18 protein-coding genes are annotated in these 20,605 nt (G+C 40.8%); 16 read left to right on the forward strand and 2 right to left on the reverse strand.

Features of this window, described 5'->3' with window-relative positions; translation table 11 throughout:
* Positions 1 to 52: 52 nt before the first annotated feature.
* The 3 genes from H9564_RS01035 to holA all read left to right on the forward strand — a co-directional run bounded on the left by H9564_RS01035 (position 53) and on the right by holA (position 3,815).
* Positions 53 to 538 (forward strand): ComE operon protein 2, encoded by a 486-nt coding sequence (locus tag H9564_RS01035; RefSeq protein ID WP_191683726.1) that lies wholly within the window; start codon positions 53 to 55, stop codon positions 536 to 538.
* A 215-nt stretch (positions 539 to 753) separates the two neighbouring features.
* The gene (locus H9564_RS01040; RefSeq protein ID WP_318241058.1) at positions 754 to 2,808 is read left to right on the forward strand and encodes a DNA internalization-related competence protein ComEC/Rec2; all 2,055 of its coding nucleotides are present in this window, start codon (positions 754 to 756) and stop codon (positions 2,806 to 2,808) included.
* Positions 2,778 to 3,815: a DNA polymerase III subunit delta gene (holA, locus tag H9564_RS01045; RefSeq protein ID WP_191683728.1), complete on the forward strand. Its 1,038-nt coding sequence runs from the start codon at positions 2,778 to 2,780 to the stop codon at positions 3,813 to 3,815. The genes H9564_RS01040 and holA overlap by 31 nt, the downstream gene beginning before the upstream one ends.
* A gap of 99 nt (positions 3,816 to 3,914) precedes the next feature.
* Here holA and rpsT read toward each other — a convergent pair whose 3' ends face one another.
* Positions 3,915 to 4,169 carry a 30S ribosomal protein S20 gene (rpsT, locus tag H9564_RS01050; protein ID WP_003716879.1) on the reverse strand — a complete coding sequence of 85 codons (255 nt, stop codon included), beginning with the start codon at positions 4,167 to 4,169 and terminating at the stop codon, positions 3,915 to 3,917.
* A 242-nt stretch (positions 4,170 to 4,411) separates the two neighbouring features.
* On the opposite strand from rpsT, the gene rpsO reads away from it, so the two are divergent.
* From rpsO to H9564_RS01090, 8 genes are all read left to right on the forward strand, one after another.
* On the forward strand, positions 4,412 to 4,681 hold the full coding sequence (gene rpsO / locus H9564_RS01055; protein WP_102169068.1) for a 30S ribosomal protein S15: 270 nt from the start codon (positions 4,412 to 4,414) through the stop codon (positions 4,679 to 4,681).
* 165 nt (positions 4,682 to 4,846) lie between these two features.
* On the forward strand, positions 4,847 to 6,640 hold the full coding sequence (locus H9564_RS01060) for a ribonuclease J (RefSeq protein WP_191683729.1): 1,794 nt from the start codon (positions 4,847 to 4,849) through the stop codon (positions 6,638 to 6,640).
* A gap of 76 nt (positions 6,641 to 6,716) precedes the next feature.
* Positions 6,717 to 7,610: a hypothetical protein gene (locus tag H9564_RS01065; RefSeq protein WP_191683730.1), complete on the forward strand. Its 894-nt coding sequence runs from the start codon at positions 6,717 to 6,719 to the stop codon at positions 7,608 to 7,610.
* Between the two features lie 186 nt (positions 7,611 to 7,796).
* Positions 7,797 to 8,987 carry an elongation factor Tu gene (tuf, locus tag H9564_RS01070; RefSeq protein WP_191683731.1) on the forward strand — a complete coding sequence of 397 codons (1,191 nt, stop codon included), beginning with the start codon at positions 7,797 to 7,799 and terminating at the stop codon, positions 8,985 to 8,987.
* 183 nt (positions 8,988 to 9,170) lie between these two features.
* The gene (gene tig / locus H9564_RS01075) at positions 9,171 to 10,487 is read left to right on the forward strand and encodes a trigger factor (RefSeq protein ID WP_191683732.1); all 1,317 of its coding nucleotides are present in this window, start codon (positions 9,171 to 9,173) and stop codon (positions 10,485 to 10,487) included.
* A 162-nt stretch (positions 10,488 to 10,649) separates the two neighbouring features.
* Positions 10,650 to 11,903, forward strand: a complete 1,254-nt coding sequence (clpX, locus tag H9564_RS01080) for an ATP-dependent Clp protease ATP-binding subunit ClpX (protein ID WP_191683733.1) — start codon at positions 10,650 to 10,652, stop codon at positions 11,901 to 11,903.
* A gap of 25 nt (positions 11,904 to 11,928) precedes the next feature.
* The gene (yihA, locus tag H9564_RS01085) at positions 11,929 to 12,519 is read left to right on the forward strand and encodes a ribosome biogenesis GTP-binding protein YihA/YsxC (RefSeq protein ID WP_191683734.1); all 591 of its coding nucleotides are present in this window, start codon (positions 11,929 to 11,931) and stop codon (positions 12,517 to 12,519) included.
* A 6-nt stretch (positions 12,520 to 12,525) separates the two neighbouring features.
* Positions 12,526 to 12,825 (forward strand): nucleoside triphosphate pyrophosphohydrolase family protein, encoded by a 300-nt coding sequence (locus H9564_RS01090; protein ID WP_191683735.1) that lies wholly within the window; start codon positions 12,526 to 12,528, stop codon positions 12,823 to 12,825.
* Between the two features lie 63 nt (positions 12,826 to 12,888).
* Here H9564_RS01090 and H9564_RS01095 read toward each other — a convergent pair whose 3' ends face one another.
* Positions 12,889 to 13,032, reverse strand: coding sequence for an SPJ_0845 family protein (locus H9564_RS01095; protein WP_191683736.1), 144 nt, complete (start codon positions 13,030 to 13,032; stop codon positions 12,889 to 12,891).
* A gap of 136 nt (positions 13,033 to 13,168) precedes the next feature.
* Here H9564_RS01095 and uvrC point away from each other — a divergent pair, with 136 nt between their 5' ends.
* The 5 genes from uvrC to recJ all read left to right on the forward strand — a co-directional run bounded on the left by uvrC (position 13,169) and on the right by recJ (position 20,591).
* Complete coding sequence (gene uvrC, locus H9564_RS01100) at positions 13,169 to 14,980, forward strand: excinuclease ABC subunit UvrC (RefSeq protein WP_191683737.1); 1,812 nt, start codon at positions 13,169 to 13,171, stop codon at positions 14,978 to 14,980.
* A gap of 65 nt (positions 14,981 to 15,045) precedes the next feature.
* The gene (obgE, locus tag H9564_RS01105; protein WP_191683738.1) at positions 15,046 to 16,359 is read left to right on the forward strand and encodes a GTPase ObgE; all 1,314 of its coding nucleotides are present in this window, start codon (positions 15,046 to 15,048) and stop codon (positions 16,357 to 16,359) included.
* A gap of 33 nt (positions 16,360 to 16,392) precedes the next feature.
* Complete coding sequence (gene rnz, locus H9564_RS01110) at positions 16,393 to 17,322, forward strand: ribonuclease Z (RefSeq protein WP_191683739.1); 930 nt, start codon at positions 16,393 to 16,395, stop codon at positions 17,320 to 17,322.
* Positions 17,323 to 17,346: 24 nt separating this feature from the next.
* Positions 17,347 to 18,180 carry an SDR family NAD(P)-dependent oxidoreductase gene (locus H9564_RS01115; protein WP_191683740.1) on the forward strand — a complete coding sequence of 278 codons (834 nt, stop codon included), beginning with the start codon at positions 17,347 to 17,349 and terminating at the stop codon, positions 18,178 to 18,180.
* An 86-nt stretch (positions 18,181 to 18,266) separates the two neighbouring features.
* On the forward strand, positions 18,267 to 20,591 hold the full coding sequence (gene recJ, locus H9564_RS01120; protein WP_191683741.1) for a single-stranded-DNA-specific exonuclease RecJ: 2,325 nt from the start codon (positions 18,267 to 18,269) through the stop codon (positions 20,589 to 20,591).
* Positions 20,592 to 20,605: the final 14 nt, after the last annotated feature.

The following is a 20,605-nucleotide window of genomic DNA, read 5'->3' on the forward strand; positions in this document are numbered from 1 at the left end:
ATTTTAATTTTGTTATACTAGTCATCAAAAGTATTTGGAAAGTGTGGATAGAATGAAGAAGAGGATTGATTGGGATCAGTATTTTATGATCCAGGCAGCTTTACTGGCATCAAGGAGTACATGTAATCGCTTATCTGTTGGTGCGGTTTTAGTTCGTGACAAACGGATAATTGCTGGTGGGTATAATGGTTCCGTTTCTGGTGATACTCACTGCATTGATGATGGTTGCTACTTACGTAATGGTCATTGTGTACGAACAATTCATGCCGAAATGAATGCGATCTTGCAGTGTGCTAAATTTGGGATCTCTACTGATGGCGCGAGCCTGTATGTTACTGATTTTCCTTGTCTGCAATGCACAAAGAGTCTCTTACAAGCGGGAATAAAAGAGATTAACTACATTCGTAATTACCATAATGATGAGTATGCTAAGCAACTAATTAAGCTAAAGAATATCCGCCTTAATCAAATTAAATTAGACGATAATATCCTTGAACAGGTTGCCCTGGATCAATATATTCATCCAGAGCAAAAGTAACGATTTATAACCGAATTATTTTTCCGGCAATTACTGCTGGATTAGTAACGGTGATTATCCTTAACCATTATTATTGGTTGTTGCTCCTTCTTTGTTTATGTTTATATCGAATTATTAGCTTGAATGAACGGCTAGTAGTGATTGTGACTTGTTTGGTTATAGCACTAATGTCTCTACTGTGTTTTTATGAATTACATAAGGGCACCGTGACGACCGTGGCTCAGCAAAGGGAGGTAACCGGTAAGGCTTATACGATTTTGCCCGATCAAGTAACGTTCAACACAAACCTAATTAATGCTCGGGCGACGGATTGCCAAACTGGTGAGAGGGTAAATTTAGTTTACTTTCCGCGAAGTAATCGAGAAGCCCAAAAGATTTGTCAGAACTCGAACGTGATGAAATGGATAATTTCTGGTAATGAGCAACCGATTGAACCAGCGACGAATTTTAACCAGTTTGATTCACAATGTTATTATCGTCAGTTTCGTATCTATAACCAGGTAAGGTGTAAAAAACTCCAAATTAAAATTGAGCAGCAACCGAATATCCTTCAAAAATGTCATATTTTACGTGCTCGTTTATATCACTATTTTGAATCTTTTCCGCACCCGCTTGCTGGCTATTGTCAGCAATTAATTCTGGGGATGAAAAATACACAAACTGCGGAGTTAATGCAAAATGTTAAACGGCTGGGACTGTTACATTTGTTCTGTATTTCAGGAATGCATGTAGTATTACTAACCGATTGCTTAAGGAAAGCCTTAATCCGATTACATTTTAATCGTGAGGATATTGAATGGATCCTAATTGTTGCACTACCCCTTTACTTAATTATTGGTGGTGGTTCCGTTAGCTTGGTTCGGGCGGTCATTATGGCTGAAATGGGACTGATTCAACGGATGATGCACCTAAGCTCACTTGATGGTTGGGCAACCAGTCTTCTTGGTGGGTTAATAGTGGATCCGTGGCTTCTGTTAACTCTTGGTGGACAGTTAAGTTATTTACTGTCATTCGCCTTGCAAGTTATTCCGGATAATATCCGTGGTTTTCGTCAGTCGTTATTGCTAAATTTAATTAGTTTACCGTCCATTCTGACATTTGTTTATGAAGTGCACCTCTTAACGTTTGTTTGTAGTTTCCTAATTATCCCTGTCTTTTCAAATTTTATTTTTCCAGCAGTAATTATTAGTGCACTTTTATTTAATTGGTTGCCTTTTTTTCCGTTATTAATTAATAGTGTCTTGAGAGGATTTGAATGGCTGTTGGGTGAGCTTAGTTGCTGGCCGGGGATGATTAGTTTTGGTAAGCCAACAATTACCGCTACCTGGCTACTATTTATTGCGACACTCTTTTTGATTGATCATTATCGTGGAAAATCACTATTAATTCTTGGTAGTTTGTATCTGATTGTGTTTATGGGTATCCATATCCCACTATCTGGTGAGGTCACCTTTGTAGATATTGGTCAGGGAGATAGTGCAATTATTCGCTATCCAGTTAGTAATCGGGTAGAGATGATTGATACGGGCGGAAAACTACAGTTCGGTAGGCCGATTGCTCGATCCCGAAGTGATTATGCGACGAGGACCAGTGTTAATTATTTGAAAAGCTGCGGGATTAGTAAGATTGATACAATTTACCTTAGTCACCATGATGTAGACCATATTGGTTACCTGACAACGATTTTGCGGAACTTTAAGGTTCAAAAAGTTGTGGTAGCAAGTGGAATGGAGCGTCAACGAGCTTTGCTTAAACTGTTTTCCCCGGACTGCTTGCAGGTTCCCCAGATAATTTCGGTAAAAAATGGTGATATGATTCCAAAGTCAAAGCTCTATGTTCTTCATCCCTTTAATAAGGGAGAAGGAAAGAATGAAGATTCGATGGTTTTAGCTGGAACTTTTGGTCGATTAAAGTTTATGTTTATGGGGGATCTTGATCGTCAGGGTGAACGAGAAATAATTCGTAATTACCCTAATCTACAAGTAGATATTTTAAAATTAGGTCATCATGGTAGTAAAACGTCAAGTGATCCCCAATTTATAAAACGAATAGCACCAAAGATAGGGATTATTTCTGCTGGTCGCCAAAATCGTTATGGTCACCCCAACCAGGAGACGTTAACCACTTTACGCGAAAATGATATTAAGGCGATTTCGACTCAGCAATACGGAATGATTCGGTATCGTTATTTTAAGATTAACGGTCATTGGCAGACAAAGTTAAAAGGAGATGAATACAGGTGGATGTTACCACACTTAAACAACAAATAACGAGTAAGACACCTGCGATGGTTTATCTTGCATTAGGAACACAGCAAGTGCTTTTACAACAAGTACGGGAAATGTTTATTAATTTAATTCCTAAAGAAGAACGTGTGATGAATGTTGGTAGTTATGATATGGAAACTACACCGCTTGCTGTAGCACTTGATGATGCAATGGCTACCCCGTTTTTTGGTGAACGACGGTTGGTTTTGGTTAATAAGCCATATTTCTTTACCGGAGAGAAGGGGCCCGCAAAAATTGATCACGATCTGGAATCCTTAAGTAATTATTTACAGCATCCCGAACCTTCGACTATCTTGGTTTTTCTAGCACCGTATGAAAAACTAGATGGTCGTAAAAAAATTGTTAAAGAATTAAAAAAAGCAGCGGTAATGATTGATACCGCTCCCTTAGATGAGGCTCATGCCCGGCGACAGGTTCAAAATAGTTTGGCTGATGATAAGTATACGATTGATAACGAAGCAATTGATGAACTTGTCCAGCGAACTAATGCTGATTATGAATTAATGAATGCTAATTTAAGTAAGTTGAAATTATTAACATATCAAGACCGCCATATCACTAAGCAAGCGGTTCAGGACCTAGTGCCACAATCTCTCGATGAGAACGTATTTGATTTAGTTAATGCGGTTCTTCGACATGATCAAACCAAGTCGATTGATTTATATGATCAGCTAATTGCTGGTCAACAACCACCGTTGAGAATTAATGCGGTCTTGATTAGTCAGTTCCGGTTATTGTTACAAATTAAAGTACTAAGTTCTCGTGGCTTAAGTCAGGGGAGTTTAGCACAAAAATTAAGGGTCCATCCTTACAGGGTAAAGTTAGGACTGCGAACTGTTCGTCAATTTAGCTTGCTTGCCTTAGAGAATGCTTACTTAGGATTAGTCAACATTGAAAAAGCATTAAAGACAACCCAACGGGATCCTAGATTACTGTTTCAATTGTTTATGCTCCAATATGGCCAACAGCAGAAGATTAGCATGGTTTAATTAAGATCAAAAAAACTCCTGGTGCTTTTGAAAGCTCAGGAGTTTTTTGAGTATAAAAAATGAGAAGCAGGATATATATCCCGCTTCTCATTTTACTAATTACTTAGCGTAACGTGCTGAAAGACGTGACTTGTCACGAGCAGCCTTGTTAGCCTTGATAAGACCCTTTGAGTGGGCACGGTCAATTGCTGAGATAGCAGCCTTGTAAAGATCATCAAGGTTGTCTGCGCCAGCAAGCTTTGCCTTGTCAAACTTCTTGATAGCAGTACGCATTTTGCTTAATTGGGATGCGTTACGTGCTTCAGCCTTTTCGCTAGTACGAACACGTTCAATTGCTGATTTAATAATTGGCATGAGTTTCACCTCCGTTACCCAATATTCAGTTGACCAGAATTTTCAACATTTGTCATTATACAAAAGACTGGTGCTCAATGCAATAGTAAAGAGGAATTTCGAACAATTGACTTGCATCTTGGTGGGAAATTAGTTATATTATTAAAGGTTTACTTAAACTATGCCTCTTCTCAGTTTTACGATCCTCACCGACGTAATACTTAGAACTTGGCGCATTAATAATTGAAAGGTGGGAAAATAGCATGGCTATTTCTAAAGAACGTAAGGATCAAATTATCAAGGAATTCGCAACTCACGAAGGTGACACTGGTTCTACCCAAGTACAAGTTGCTGTTTTAACTGCTGATATCAACGAATTAAACGACCACTTGCGTACACACAAGCATGATTACCACTCACAACGTGGTTTGATGAAGAAGATTGGTCACCGTCGTAACCTTTTGGCTTACTTACGTCGGACTGATTTGAACGCTTACCGTGAACTTATCCAAAAGTTAGGTCTTCGTCGGTAATTCATCAAGAAAGGCTAGGGTTAATTCCCTGGCTTTTTTCTTTTTAAAATTTTGCTCCAGTTACTCGTGTTCCAATTTTTATTGATTCTGTGGTAAGATATTACATAGTGATTTTGTACGATAAAATGCCTAATAAGGGTAAAACTAAACAAAGGAGCTCGCTAAATGAGTAGTATAAAAATGATTCCATTTGGTGGAGTACGCGAAAATGGAAAAAATATGTATGCTGTTGAGGTTGAAAATCAAATTTTCATTCTTGACGCTGGTCTAAAATACCCCGAAAACGAATTAATGGGGATTGATGTAGTTATTCCTGATTGGGAATACCTCAAGAAGCGGAAAGACGATATTGTAGGTGTTTTCCTTACCCACGGTCATGCTGATGCAATTGGTGCATTGCCATACTTCTTAATGGACTTTAATGTTCCGGTCTTTGGTAGTGAAATGACAATTGCCTTAGCTAAGTTAGCGGTAAAGAATCACAAGGAAGTTAAAAAGTTTAACGACTTCCATGTGGTAGACGAATCGACAGCAATTGACTTTAATGATGTTACCGTTTCTTTCTTCTCTACAACTCACACGATCCCAGAAACTTTGGGGATTGTCTTAGAGGCACCTGAAGGTAACATTGTTTATACTGGTGACTTTAAGTTTGACCAGACTGCTAGTACGGGATATCAAACTGATTTGGCACGGCTAGCTGAAATTGGTTCTCAAGGAGTATTAGCACTATTAAGTGATTCAGCTGGTGCTGGAATTACTGGTGCTTCAGCACGAGAAAAGGATATCGGCGAATATATTCTTGAGACTTTCAAATATCAAAAGGGCCGCATTATTGTTGCAAGTGTTGCTTCTAACATTATGCGTGTACAACAGATTATTGATGCTGCAGTTAAGGTCGGTCGTAAATTAGTACTTTCGGGTAAAGATATCGAGCAGATTATTGATACTGCAATGCAGCTAGGTAAATTAAAGTTACCTAAGGATCTGTTAATTAGCATGGAAAAGGCTGATGAACTTGAACCAAACCAGGTTGTCATTTTAGAAACTGGGAAAATGGGTGAGCCAATCAAGTCACTTCAACAGATTGCTAATGGTGATAATCTTAAGCTTCACCTGTCAGATAGTGATTTAGTCTTTGTTACAACTACTCCTTCATATGCACAGGAAACAGAAGTACAAAAGACTAAAGACATGATTTATCGTACTGGGGCAGAAGTTAAGTTTATTTCAGATGACCTTAACCCGTCTGGTCACGCTAACCAAAATGATGAACAGTTGATGCTTAACTTTATGAAGCCAAAGTTCTTTATCCCAATTCAAGGTGAATACCGGCTATTAGCTCGGCATGCTGAATTAGCTGAAGAAGTTGGAATTCCGGCAGAAAACATCTTTATTGTTAATAAGGGGGATGTTTTAACCTACAAGAACGGTAAGTTCCATGTTGGTGAACATATTGATGTTGCCAATACTATGATTGATGGTACTGGAATTGGTGATATTGGTAACATTGTTTTGCGGGATCGTCGAGTCTTGTCAGAAGATGGGATATTTGTTGTGGTGGCAACCATTGACCGGAAGAATAAGAAAATTGTTGCCCGTCCGCAAATTACGTCCCGTGGCTTTGTTTTCGTTAAAACAAACCGTCAACTGATGAAGCAAAGCGCTGATCTAGTTGAAAAGGTTGTTCAAGAAAACCTTGACCAAAAAGAGTTTGATTGGGGACACTTAAAACAAGATGTGCGTGAAAAGTTAAACCGGTTCTTATTTGACCAAACTAAACGTCATCCAGTAATTCTTCCAGTGATTATGGAAGTTAACCAACACTCACGAAAGAAGAATGGAACTCAAAAAGCCGAAGAGAATAGTTCCAACCAACAAGAGAACAAGAAAAAGGCTAAGAGACGTTCAAGTCGTGGCCGTGGACGAAAGCACCAAGCAAATAAAAATAATGAATAGGTAAAACTTGAAATCAGGGAGTTGGGCAGCAGTGGCTGGATTCCCTGATTTCTTAATTTAAAGGTGAGAAAACAGTATGAATTCTGAACAAATGAAACAATTTGAAAAAGCAAAAAAATTGTCAGCAGAAAACAAGTGGCGAGATGCTGCAGCGATTTTTCTTGATCTGCGTAACCAGGTAGATGATGAAGAAATAATGATATGGGCAACCAAGGCACTTTACAATTCAAATCAGTTTAAGCTCGCATACCAGGTCGCTGTTCAATCTCCACAGGTATTTGCAAACGATTTAGATTTTCTTGTGCAAGTTTGTCTGAAGGCCCAACATTTTATTTCCACTCGGGCGATGATTTTACGCCAGCCTGGGGAAGTTGCTAATAAGTTGCTCCCATTAGTTCAAGATGCTGAAGCGAAGTATCGTCAAGAGTTTAAGACGACAGTTCAAAACCAGTTGCGTGCTTTTTACCATCTTGGCGACTATCCACTGGTAGAACAACGAAAACGATTATTAGCAGCGGATCAACTTTCGCTGGCTGATTTTATGGTTGGTGCTAAGTTTTTACTTCGTGATCCGTTTACCCAGCAATTTGTTAAGGCGGATATTTTGAATATTCTGCAACAAATTAAGTGTCAAGAAGAAATCGCAATGCTCTGTATTGATGAAAAAGAACACCAAATTGTCCCAGCTAAATTACCAATAGCCTATCAAAATCCACTGATAGCTGAGTGTCAAAAAATATTAAAAGATCAACTAGAGCAAACCGATCCGCAGATTCTCCGGGCCTTATTAATCCAGTTAGATCTTCAGGCAATTCTTTTGAATCCGTTGATCGATGAAGTGATTACTGATCCTAAGGAATGGGTCAGCGTAATGTTAAAACGAGCGACAACCGGTGAATATTCTAGTGAAAACAAGCATATTATTCATTGGCAAGAGAAATTAAACCAATTCATTGATAAATTACAATAAAAACATGATTTAAATTATTTACAAATCGACGGATAGTTGATATTATGTTATAGAATTCTTCTTGAGAGCCATTTGATTAATCTTTTCATTGGCGAAAAGAAGTAGTACAATATCCATAAGGGTGTGTCAGTTATTTTTTTGAAATGACTGGCATTATACTTGTAAATTCACAGGAGGTTTTCATTAATGGCTGAAAAAGAACATTATGAACGTACAAAGCCCCATGTAAACATTGGTACTATTGGCCACGTTGACCATGGGAAGACTACTTTAACTGCTGCTATCACTAAGGTATTATCAGAAAAGGGCTTGGCTAAGGCTGAAGACTACGCTGATATCGATGCAGCTCCAGAAGAAAAGGAACGTGGTATCACTATTAACACTGCCCACGTTGAATACGAAACTGAAAAGCGTCACTATGCTCACATCGACGCTCCAGGTCACGCGGACTACGTTAAGAACATGATCACCGGTGCCGCACAAATGGATGGTGCTATCCTTGTTGTTGCCGCAACTGATGGTCCTATGCCACAAACTCGTGAACACATTCTTCTTGCCCGTCAGGTTGGTGTTCAATACATCGTTGTATTCTTGAACAAGACTGACTTGGTTGACGATGATGAATTGGTTGACTTGGTTGAAATGGAAGTTCGTGACTTACTTAGTGAATACGATTTCCCTGGTGACGATGTTCCAGTTGTTCGTGGTTCTGCTCTTAAGGCACTTGAAGGTGACCCAGAACAAGAAAAGGTTATCCTTCACTTGATGGATGTTATCGATGACTACATCCCAACTCCAAAGCGTCCTACTGACAAGCCATTCATGATGCCTGTCGAAGACGTATTCACTATCACTGGTCGTGGTACTGTTGCTTCTGGTCGTATCGACCGTGGTACTGTTAAGATCGGTGACGAAGTTGAAATCGTTGGTTTGACTGAAGACGTTCTTAAGTCAACTGTTACTGGTTTGGAAATGTTCCACAAGACTCTTGATCTTGGTGAAGCCGGGGACAACGTTGGTGTATTGCTTCGTGGTATTTCACACGACCAAATCGAACGTGGTCAAGTTCTTGCTGAACCAGGTTCCATCCAAACTCACAAGAAGTTCAAGGGTGAAGTTTATGTTATGACCAAGGAAGAAGGGGGTCGTCACACTCCATTCTTCTCAAACTACCGTCCACAATTCTACTTCCACACAACTGATGTTACTGGTACTATCGAATTGCCAGATGGTGTAGAAATGGTTATGCCTGGTGATAACGTTACATTCACTGTTGAATTACAAAAGCCAGTTGCCCTTGAAAAGGGTCTTAAGTTCACTATTCGTGAAGGTGGACACACTGTTGGTGCAGGTGTTGTATCCGACGTCTTAGACTAATTTAATTATTAGTTTCAGTGAGAAAAAGGTTCGGTTTTCCGGACCTTTTTCTTTTTTAAATTTTAATCTGATCGAATTCTTTGATTAGTTGCAATTACTACTTACGTACGGTAAACTAGTAGAGTATGTAAAGACCAGCCTGATTAGTGTTTGGTCAATCTGATGTATATTGGAGGAAATAAAATGTCAGCAAAATGGGAACGCGATAGCGACGCCAGCAAAGGTACTTTGACATTTGAAATTGATGTCGACACTATTAAGAAGGGACTTGACGAAGCCTTCGTAGAAACCAAGAAGAAGATTACTGTTCCAGGTTTCCGTAAGGGTCGTGTACCTCGTCAAATCTTTGACCAAATGTACGGTGAAGAATCTCTTTACCAAGATGCTTTGAACAAGGTATTGCCACAAGCTTACAGTGATGCAGTTAAGGAAGCTGGGATTGAACCAGTTGCTCAACCACAAATTAACATTAAGAGCATGGAAAAGGATCAACCTTGGGTATTGACTGCTACTGTTGACGTTAAGCCTGAAGTAAAGCTTGGCGACTACAAGGGTATGGAAGTTCCAAAGCAAGATACCACTGTTAGTGATGCTGATGTTGACGCTGAACTTGAAAAGAAGCGTCAACAACAAGCTGAACTTGTATTGAAGGAAGGCAAGCCAGCTGAAAAGGGTGACACTGTTGTTATCGACTACGAAGGTAGCGTTGATGGTAAGAAGTTTGACGGCGGATCTGCTGACAACTACTCCCTTGAATTAGGTTCAGGCTCATTTATTCCTGGTTTCGAAGATCAATTAATCGGCCACAACACCGATGATGATGTTGCTGTTAAGGTAACCTTCCCAGAAGACTACCACGCTAAGGAATTAGCTGGTAAGGATGCTATTTTCAAGGTAAAGGTTCACGAAATCAAGGAAAAGCAATTGCCAGAACTTGACGATGACTTTGCTAAAGACGTTGATGAAGACGTTGATACTCTTGCCGAATTAAAGGACAAGACTAAGAAGCAATTACAAGAAAATAAGGATAACCAAGCTAAGGCTGCTATTGAAGACGCAGCTATTAACGCAGCGGTTGAAAATGCTGAAATCCAAGACATTCCACAATCAATGTTGGATGAAGACACCAACCGTCAAATGCAACAATACTTAGCTGGTATGCAACAACAAGGTATCAGCCCACAAATGTACTTCCAAATCACTGGTACTAAGGAAGATAATTTGAAGAAGCAATTTGCTGCTGATGCTGAACAACGTGTTAAGACTAACCTTGTTCTTGAAGCAATCGTTGACGATGCTAAGTTAACTGCTACTGATGACGAAATTAAGAACGAAATCAGTGATCTTGCTAAGCAATACGGCATGAAGGAAGACCAAGTTAAGAATGCCTTGTCTGAAGACATGCTTACACATGATATTAAGATTCGTAAGGCCGTTGACTTGGTTGCTGATTCTGCAAAGCAAGTTGAAAAGGCTGACGACAAGAAGGAAGATAAGTAATCTCTTCTTATCAGCTAAATACTTTTAGAAAAGGGACCGTAGTGGAGTACTCCATTACAGTCCCTTCTTCTAACTTTGATTATTTTCGTAAACTAATAATTCGAATTAATCATATAAGTTTGTTATTATAAGACCAGTAGATTTAATAGGAGGCTACAATCCATGTTTGAAGATACTAGTGGTATGGATTCAGTCCACTGTTCATTTTGTGGGAAGTCACAGGATGAAGTAAAGAAAATTGTTGCAGGGCCTGGGGTATACATTTGTAATGAATGTGTTGCTCTGTGCCAAGAAATTATTGATCAGGAACTTGAAGAGGACCGGAAAAATAGTACATTCAAGGTGCCAACTCCTGAAGAAATTATGAGTAAGTTGGATGATTACGTAATTGGTCAATCTGACGCCAAGAAAACATTATCAGTTGCGGTTTACAACCACTATAAGCGGGTTAATGCAATGACAACTGGTGATAATAATGATACTGAGTTACAAAAGAGTAACATTGCAGTGATCGGGCCTACTGGTTCGGGGAAGACTTACTTGGCTCAATCATTAGCGCGGATTTTGAATGTTCCCTTTGCAATTGCGGATGCTACCACTCTTACTGAAGCGGGGTACGTTGGTGAAGATGTTGAAAACATTATTTTGAAGCTCCTTCAAGCTGCAAACTTTGATGTTGAAGCTGCTGAAAAGGGTATCATTTATATTGATGAAATTGATAAGATCGCCAAGAAGAGCGAGAATGTTTCAATTACCCGTGATGTTTCCGGTGAAGGGGTTCAACAAGCCCTATTAAAGATTCTTGAAGGGACAATTGCTAATGTTCCGCCTCAAGGGGGACGGAAGCACCCACAACAAGAATTTATCCAGGTCGACACTAAGAATATCCTCTTTATTGTTGGTGGGGCCTTTGACGGGATTGAGACAATCGTCAAAGAACGTCTTGGGGATAAGACAATCGGATTTGGTACTAACTCAGACGAAGCAGCCAATGTTACCGAAAAGAACATTTTGCAACATGTTATCCCTGAGGATCTGTTAAAGTTTGGTTTAATTCCAGAATTTATTGGACGGCTCCCGGTAATGACGGCATTGCAAAAGCTTGATGAAGATGATCTTGTTCGGATCTTAACCGAACCAAAGAATGCCCTTGTTAAGCAGTACCAAGAGTTAATTCGTTTGGATGGAAGTGAATTAAGCTTTACTGATGGTGCTTTACGGGCAATGGCTCAATTAGCAATCAAGCGTAATACGGGTGCTCGGGGCCTTCGTTCAATTATTGAAGATGTAATGCGTGATGTCATGTTTGATTTACCAAGTCGTAAAGATGTTGAAAAGGTAATTATCGACAAACGTTGCGTAACTCAACACACAGAACCACGTTATATTATGAAGGGTGAAAAGGAAGCTTCATAATTTAGAGAAAGGTGAGTGCAAGCTAGTGCAAGTCAATAATGTTGATTTAACAATTAGTGCCGTTGAACCAAAACAGTATCCCGCAACTGATTACCCAGAAATTGCGCTTGTGGGCCGTTCTAACGTTGGTAAATCGTCACTAACAAACGTCCTTATTAATCGCCGTAACTTTGCTCATACGTCCAGTCAACCGGGTAAAACCCAAACTTTGAACTTCTATAACGTTGAAGATCAACTATACTTTGTGGATGTTCCTGGCTATGGTTATGCCAAAGTTTCCAAGAAAGAACGGGAACGTTTCGGAAAGATGATTGAAGAGTATTTGACAACACGGCAGCAATTGCGGGGAGTAATTCAGTTAGTTGACGGTCGCCATAAGCCTACAGCTGATGATGTTTCAATGTATCAATGGCTTGCCTATTATAATATTCCGACCCTAATCGTGGGAACGAAGATTGATAAGGTTAAGCCAAATGCTCGAAATCGGGTAAAAAATGATATTGTTAAAACATTAGATCTGGCGCCTGAAACATCATTGGTTCTTTTCTCTGCGGTAAAAAAACAGGGTAAAGATCAAGTTTGGAATTGGATCGAACAGCGAATTGGGGAGGAATAATGCCAAATGGATTTTAATCAATATCAAAATGCGGCAAAGCGAACGCTCTACGGTAATGAACAAGTATTAACTAATTGTGCTTTGGGACTAGCTGGTGAATCTGGTCAGGTCGTTGATCTAGTAAAAAACTATACTTTCCGTGGACGGAAGCTTGATCGTCGGCAACTGATCCATGAAATGGGCGATGTCCTCTGGTACCTTTCACAGGTCGCAGAATGGGCTGACATTCCATTTGATGAAGTTGCAACGACAAATATTGAAGAATTAAATAAGCGTTATCCGCAAGGGTTTAAAAAGCAGGATTAACAAAGAAAGAGGCCGGAAAACAATTTGTTTTCTGGCCTCTAATTATTAATAGTAATGTTTAATTTAATCCTTCTTACCGTCCTTTTTGTCAGCTTTATCTTTATCCTTTGCAGAATCTTTTGGTTGTTTCTTCGTCTTTTTGGGGTCAACCGCAAACTGATCAAAAAGTTTATCTAGCTGCATACTTCGGCGAGTAACAAGTCCCATTATTAACACTTCCTCTAGTTTTTTCATACTCTAGCATAAAAAGTCAGGAAAGTACAATTATGTGGACAGATCCTTTGCGTTGCCTCCGTAATTTAACGTATAATTAATACCTAGCAATTTAAGTGGAGGAATCTTTATGGCAAGTGAACATCTTGAACATAAACTGGCATTATTACCAGATAAACCTGGTTGTTATTTAATGAAAAACATCAATGATCAGATTATCTATGTCGGCAAAGCCAAAAACTTAAAAAATCGGGTTCGCTCTTACTTTAAGAGTTCACATACGGGAAAAGTTGCCAAGATGGTTTCTGAGGTGGCAGATTTTGAAACGATTGTTACCTCAACAAATAAGGAATCATTTTTGCTTGAAATCACGCTAATCCAAAAGCACCAGCCTTATTTTAATATCAAGTTAAAGCGAGGAACCGGCTATCCGTATATTAAGATCACAAATGAACGTGATCCGCGAACAATGATTACTGGTCAAGTAAAAAAGGATGGTGCCTATTACTTTGGACCATACCCAAATGTATATGCGGCTGAAGAGACCTTGCATTTTATCCAAAAGGTTTATCCATTACGGCGGTGCAATGGTTTTCAAAACCGTCCATGTTTGTATTACCATATGGGGCAGTGTTTAGGTGCCTGCTTTAAGACGGTTCCCAAAGAAAAATATGATGAGCAGATTAAACGGATCAAATCCTTCTTAAATGGAAATACTGCAAATGTAAAGCGGCAGTTAACAAAACGAATGAATGATGCTGCTGCAAAGTTAGAGTTTGAACGAGCAGCTGAAATTCGCGACCAACTTCATTACATTAAGGTAACTGTTGAAAAACAAAAGATTATTTCTAACGATCAAACGCCCCGCGACCTCTTTAATTTCTATATGGATAAGGGTTGGCTTTCAATCCAAGTATTCTTTATCCGCCAGGCCCGGCTCATGAAAAGAGAAAAAAGGTTATTCCCGGTAGTTGATACGGACGTAGAAGAAATGACCAGTTTTATTCTTCAGTTTTATAACCGACGGAATAATGTTTTGCCCAAGGAAATTTTACTCCCCAAGGGATTGCCAAATAAGGAAATTAGTGAAATCTTAGGGGTGCCAGTAAGAACGCCAGAACGCGGTGAAAAGCGTGATCTAATGGAAATGGCTCGTGAAAATGCCCAGCTGTCTCTTGATGAAAAGTTCCGCCTTCTTGAATTGGATACCCGAAAAACAACCGGGGCGATGAAAGAGATTACGGATGCCCTTGGCTTACCAGAGGGTCACAAGATTGAAGCATTTGATCATTCGCACATTCAAGGGGCGGATCCGGTTAGTGCAATGGTTGTTTTTGTCGATGGTGAACCAGCAAAGAAACTTTACCGGAAGTATAAACTGAAAAGTGTGATTAACCACGCGGACGAAGCCGCAAGTACTCGCGAGGTAATTCGTCGTCGCTATTCGCGTCTGTTGAAGGAAAATAAGCCAATGCCGGATATGATTTTTATGGATGGTGGCGAAATTCAAATGAATGCCGTTAAGGACGTCTTGGAAAATGAACTAGGTCTCGATATTCCGGTAGTTGGAATGGTTAAGAATGATAAGCACAAGACGGCTGATCTTCTTTTTGGTGAGCACGATGAACATATTAACCTTGATCCACGAAGCCAGGGATTTTACCTAGTTCAGCGGATTCAGGATGAGGTTCACCGCTTTGCAATTACCTTCCACCGGCGCGTTCATGCTCGACATTCGATGGCTTCACGGCTCGATGCAATTAAGGGTGTTGGACCACGAACACGGACCAAGTTACTGCAGAATTACGGTTCAATTCCTAAAATTGCTGCGGCTTCAGTAGAAGAGATCCATTCATTAGGAATTAACATGAAGACTGCGCAACTAATTAAAGTTTCACTTCAAGGAAATGCGGACGTGGCCAAGGGCAGTAGTCACGATTGATTTTGACGCTGGTAATTTTTTCCAATATACTTGTATTTAGAACATAGGAACGGAGAAATCAACTTATGAACACTTTTGTTGATCAAATTAAAATTGAAGCTCACGCTGGAAAGGGTGGAAACGGAATGGTTTCCTTCCGGCGTGAAAAATACGTACCTAATGGTGGACCATCCGGTGGTGATGGTGGCCATGGAGGCAATATTGTTTTAAAAGTCGATGAGGGATTACGAACCCTGATGGACTTCCGCTACCACCGAATTTTTAAGGCAAAGAATGGTGGAAACGGGATGAGCAAGCAGATGACTGGCCCAAGTGCTGAAGATACCGTAATCAGTGTTCCTCAAGGGACGACGGTTCGCGATCTGGACACTGGTAAAATCATTGGTGATCTCGTTGAAAACGGTCAGACCTTAGTTGTGGCTAAGGGTGGCCGTGGTGGTCGTGGTAACATTCACTTTGCAAGTGCGAAGAATCCGGCACCAGAAATTGCGGAAAATGGTGAACCTGGACAAGATCGTTACCTTGAACTTGAATTAAAGATGTTAGCAGACGTTGGACTGGTTGGATTCCCATCTGTTGGGAAGTCTACCCTGTTATCTGTTGTCACGGGTGCTAAGCCAAAGATTGCGGCGTATGAATTTACGACATTGGTCCCTAATTTGGGGATGGTGCTGTTGCCTGATGGCCGTGACTTTGCAATGGCTGATATGCCAGGATTGATTGAAGGAGCATCTAAGGGTGTTGGCCTTGGATTAAAGTTCCTCCGGCATATTGAACGGACCCGGGTCCTCCTTCACTTAGTAGACATGAGCAGTGATGATCCTAAGCAAGCAATTGAACGGTTTAAGAAGATTAACCATGAATTAGCTAACTATGATCCTGAACTATTAAAGCGTCCACAAATTGTTGTTGCGACGAAGATGGATTTGCCGAATGCTGAGAAGAATTTGGCAGCCTTTAAAAAGGATCTTGCTGCTGATGATACTCTTGAAAAGCAACCTGAGATTTTCCCAATCTCTGCGGTTACTCACCAAGGGGTTCAACAGTTAATGCAATTAACGGCTGACTTGTTAGATAAGACGCCAGCGTTTGATAGTGAGAGTCATGACGAACAACTTGAAGCGGTCTACAAGGCTGAAGCACCAGAGAAGGATCAAGCCGACTTTACGATTAGTCGTGATGAAGACGGTACGTGGGTCCTTGGTGGGGAAAAGCTTCTACGGTTGTTTAAGATGACCGACTTGACCCACGAAGAAAGTCAATTACGGTTTGCCCGTCAACTCCGTCATATGGGTGTTGATGAAGCATTACGGGCTAAGGGGATCAAGGATGGCGATACCGTTCGAATTGATAAGTTTGTTTTTGAATTTGTACAATAATAAATAAAAATCAGAAGGAATTGAGGAAAGAGCATGCAGCTTGAATTTTTAGGAACTGGAGCCGGCTCACCGAGTAAACAGCGAAATGTTACTAGTGTTGCCTTAAAACTTTTGGAAGAACTAAATGAGATTTGGTTATTTGATGCTGGAGAAGCAACCCAACACCAAATTCTCCATACAACCATTCGGCCACGAAAGGTTACAAAGATCTTTATTACCCACCTTCATGGGGATCATATCTTTGGACTACCAGGTTTTTTAAGCTCACGGTCGTTCCAAGGCGGAAATGAGCCACTCACGATTTACGGACCTGTTGGGATTAAGCGCTTTGTTACAACGTCCCTTCAGGTAAGTGAATCACGGTTAAGTTACCCACTAAGATTTGTGGAAATTGATCATAACCAGGAGTTATTTAACGAACGGGGATTTAAAGTGACTACCATGTCACTTGACCATAAGATCGCTTGTTATGGTTACCGGATCGAAGAAGCAGACCACCCTGGTGAATTACAGGTTGAAAAATTACGTCAAGCTCATATTCCTTCTGGACCAGTTTATGGTCAGTTGAAAGCTGGTAGGACAGTAAAACTCGATGATGGTAGAGTGGTTGACGGAAAAGACTATATTGGCAAGCCGCAACCAGGACGGATTGTTGCCATCCTCGGTGATACTCGGCAGACACCAAATGCAGTTGTGCTTGCCCATCAGGCAGATGTCCTTGTTCATGAAGCAACATTTGCTAAGAACGAGGCGAAGATGGCTCATAACTACTACCACTCAACTAGTCTTCAAGCGGCAGAAGTTGCTAAGCAAGCAGGCGCAAAGAAATTATTGCTAACACATATTTCAGCACGTTATACCGGGAAGGCCGCTTACCAGTTGGCATACCAGGTACGTGACGTTGTTCGGGATACCAGGGTAGTAAATGATTTTGATGTTATTGATATACCATTTAAAAAATAGGTAATTGGCAAGGAGGCCTTTAAGATGAAAAAGAGGTTCAAACAACTGCGATTCCTAAAAAATAAGGTTGTATTGATCACTGGTGGCGATAGTGGGATTGGTAAAGCATTAGCCCTTGAAGCTGCTCGTCGGGGTGCGATTGTTATTGTGGTCGCACGTAACAAGAAGCGTCTAGAAAAGGTTGCTAACCAATGCTTGATTTTGTCTGGTCGTCCAGCATTTTCTTATGAATTAGACGTTACTGATCCTGACCAGATTGATGCGGTATTATCCCAAATCCAACATGAGGTTGGTGGGATTGATGCCCTTGTTAATTCTGCGGGATTGGGTGATTTTGCACCAGCAACCGGCGAATCATTTACCACTCTTAAAAGAATGACTGATGTGAACCTCCTTGCCCTCATGTACATTAGTCGTTGTGTTGCCCGGCAAATGATGGATCAAGGTTATGGAGCAATTATTAATCTGGGTTCAATTGCTGGAAAAATTCCAACCCCTAACAGTGCTGCATATTCTGCAACCAAAGCAGGTGTAAACCAATTTGATAATGTTTTACGAATGGAAGTAGCTGATTATGGAGTCCAGGTCTTAACTGTTAATCCTGGTCCAATTGATACACCATTCTTCGAGAAAGCTGATGTCCAAGGGAAATACCGTGCACACTTGCCAAGATGGATGTTTGTTTCACCAACTGAACTTGCTGAACAGATTTGGAATAATGTTGGCTATAAGACACGCGAAATTAACCTGCCGGGTTACATGGGTTGTCTCAGCTGGATCTACAGTATCATTCCAGGACTTGGTGACTGGGCGATTAAAAAGTTCTTTGATTTTCAACAAAATAAGCGAGAACTATAATTGACTCTCGTGGTAATGGGAGGCTAGGAAAAATGGCTTGTTTTTCCCAGCTTCTTTCTTGATTTTAAAAATGAATGGTGGTTTGAATGGTAAAAGCACAGTATGATTGGCAACGGGTAAAGGCACCGGATAAGCAGGTAGTTAGCCAACTGAGTCAAGAACTCTCGGTAAGTCCTGTGATTGCCCGCTTATTAGTTGAGCGGGGGATTACTAGTTTAGATACGGCTCATAGTTATCTTCAGCCGTCAATGGAGATGATCCATGATCCACACCAGCTTCATGATATGGATAAGGCAGTTAAACGGATCCGGGAAGCAGTGGAAAATGAAGAACAGATTACTGTTTATGGTGACTACGATGCGGATGGCATCACCAGTACCGCTTTGATGTATGAGGTCCTCCGGGATGCCGGAGCAAATGTTAATTATTATGTTCCTAACCGCTTTCGTGATGGATATGGTCCCAATGCGGATGCATACCAACGAATTGTCGAGCAGGGGACCAAGTTGATTATCACTGTTGATAATGGTGTCAGTGGTAAAGCGGTGATTGACCCAGTAATGAAGCAGGGAATTGATGTGATTGTAACAGATCACCACGAAATGCCAGAAGAATTACCCGATGCTTATGCAATTGTGCACCCTCGTTACCCAGGTAGTGATTACCCATTTGCTGATCTATCTGGAGTTGGGGTAGCATTTAAGGTTGCTTGGGCGCTGATGGATGAATTCCCTGAAGACTTTCTTGACCTAGTTGCCATTGGTGAAATCGCCGACGTGGTTAGTGTGACTGATGAAAATCGGCCATTGATTATGGCTGGGATCCAAGAGCTTCGTCAGGGGATGCGACCGGGACTACATGCCTTGATCAAGGAAGCCGGGGTCAGTGAGCAATATTTGACCGACCAGGATATTGGCTTTGTGATTGCTCCTCGGCTAAATGCATTAGGCCGGATCGCGGATGCTAACGATGGCGTTAAGCTCTTAACGACTCTTGATGAAGACCAGGCGGGAAAATTAGCCAAGATGGTTGATCAGGCGAATAATAAGCGCCAGGAATTAGTAAATGAAATTATGGCTGAGGCTCAGCAGCAGTTAAGTCAATTAGACCAAGCTCAACCAGTATTCTTAATCGTCGGTCATGACTGGCATCAAGGAGTACTAGGAATTGTTGCTAGTCGCTTGATGGATCAAACTGGTAAGCCGGTAATTGTTGCTAGTTCCAATGATGATCAATCAATTGCCAAGGGTTCCGGTCGGAGTGTTGATGGCTTTAACCTATTTGCGGCATTGGATGGTCATCGGGGATTGATGACGTCATTTGGTGGTCACCCGGCTGCGTGCGGTTTGAGCTTTGATGTTAGTAATCTTGAAGCTCTGCGGAATGTGCTAGTTGAAGAAGCACAGAAGCAGGGATTTGATGATCGGGAAAAACAGCCATTAGAGATTGCTAGCTCGATTAATCCAGCAGAGATTAATATGCAGTTGTATGAACAATTGGTAGCTCTTTCGCCATTTGGACCGGGAAATGAACAACCAATTTTTGAATTAGCTCCTGACCAAATTGGTGATATTGTGACCATGGGGAAGGATAATTTACACCTAAAATTTACGGTAAGTGATGGTCAGACGAAAGTTACGGTGATTGCCTTTGGAAAGGGACAATTAGCGCCAATCCTAAAATCAGCAGTCGCAAGCCAAGTTAATCTGGCAGTTAAGCTTTCAATTAATGAGTGGCGGGGGAAGCGGACGGTCCAATTAATGCTTGCGGATATTTGTGTTGATGGTCCGGTAATCCTTGATCAACGAACCAATAAACTGAATCCCCAACTTTTTAATGAACAAGGCTATTACATTGCGTTTGATAAAAAATTACGAGATAATATCCAGCCCCACCTTCCAAACGGGCAGGCATTATCACCAGAAGAAGCAGTGGGGACCGATTTCTCTGGACAACAGGTAACATTGGTGGACTGTCCGCCAAGTTTGAAAGAATTTGAAAAACTATTTAGTAATGATCAGCATGCCCCGTCATTGATCCGCTTATTTCTATTTCAACCGCACAGCGTCTACCTAAACGGGATGCCAGTTCGGGATGAATTTGCCCGATTATATCGGCTTGTAGTCCAGGTACCGCAGATTGATTTAAACCGCCAGTTGAACCAATTAAGTACGCGGTTAAGGATTAATGCAGAACGATTAATTTTTATGTTAAGAGTGTTTTCTGCGGCTGGATTTGTTACAATAAAAGATGGTATTTTAAAACCAGTCAGTGATGTGGATAAAACTGACATTAAAGAAACAAGCCCATATCAGCGGCGCATCGCTCAGTATAAAGCTGAACAAGTATTATTATTTAGCGATAGTAAGTCCCTGGCAAAGTGGGTATTAAACTGTCTAAACATACATTAAAGGAGACAATTTTT

It is taken from the genome of Limosilactobacillus avistercoris, from assembly GCF_014836425.1.
Lineage (GTDB): Bacteria > Bacillota > Bacilli > Lactobacillales > Lactobacillaceae > Limosilactobacillus > Limosilactobacillus agrestimuris.